The following is a 966-nucleotide window of genomic DNA, read 5'->3' on the forward strand; positions in this document are numbered from 1 at the left end:
GCCTTTCCAAATTTCATTTCTATGTGTTGAATTGCCAATTTCTTTGGTGTTTCTGGTTGCAGGGGGTTTCAGAAACTTAGTCGCTTTAGCCTTTGGGTCTTAACCAAATTCAGTGGGTTACGTGCGTTCTTTTTTCCAAAAGGTGGTTTTCTAAATCCCATTTTAACTATTTGCGTGAAGCGCCTAACAAAGCATTTAAGAGTGACTCACAACGCTTGGCGATCTCAGTTTAAACTTGGTTTTAGTGTTTAAGGTGCAATGGTTTGGGTTAGGTATTTAGCGTTGTTCGCACCTTAATGCGGCGTTAGCAGTGCTAGTGTAAAAATGAGTTTGATGCGATACATATATAATCGTCATAAGACTAGAGGCTTGGCTTTGATAAAATATACTTTCCGTTCTGATTTAGAGTGATTTTGTTCATGAGCAACGTAAGAAATAGAACATCTCAGGAGCTAGTAGATTTTGGTCTTTTCTATACCGCAAAAGAGTTTTACGAGGCTGCGAAACTAATTAAAAGTAACACGTTTGTACGCAGACCGTATCATGTTCTCCTGTCATTCTCGATTGAACTGTTACTGAAGAGTATTAAAACTACAATTGTTTGGTCTGGCTCTACTGCCTCTCAAGTAAAACATACGGAAGGTCATGCTTTATTAAAGATATTTAATTCAATCGAGCAAGAACACCCTAAAGATGCTGAGTACTTAGTGCAAAAATATGCTTCAAAGTATGGTTGCTCGTTAAAGCATGATTTGGAGTTAAATTCTGAAGTTTTCACCAAGCAAAGATACCCTTACCATAGGAGTGGTGATATCCCGTCCATGTCCAAAGTAAGTATTGACAGCTTTGATATCCAGTATGGGAATGATATTGCTGTATACGTCGATGAACTGGAGAGAGTTGCGGCTTTTTTACACGATGAATTGATTGTCTATTTCCCAGGTTTGTTCGACAAGGTAGAAAAGC

Annotated in this window: 1 protein-coding gene; it reads left to right on the forward strand. The window is 38.4% G+C overall.

Features of this window, described 5'->3' with window-relative positions; genetic code table 11:
- Positions 1-419: 419 nt before the first annotated feature.
- Positions 420-966 (forward strand): hypothetical protein (locus tag IQR33_RS08675; protein ID WP_193843633.1); only part of this gene is annotated, 547 nt, incomplete at its 3' end.

The sequence above is a fragment of the Vibrio sp. OPT46 genome, assembly GCF_015163535.1.
Taxonomy (GTDB): Bacteria; Pseudomonadota; Gammaproteobacteria; order Enterobacterales; family Vibrionaceae; genus Vibrio; species Vibrio alginolyticus.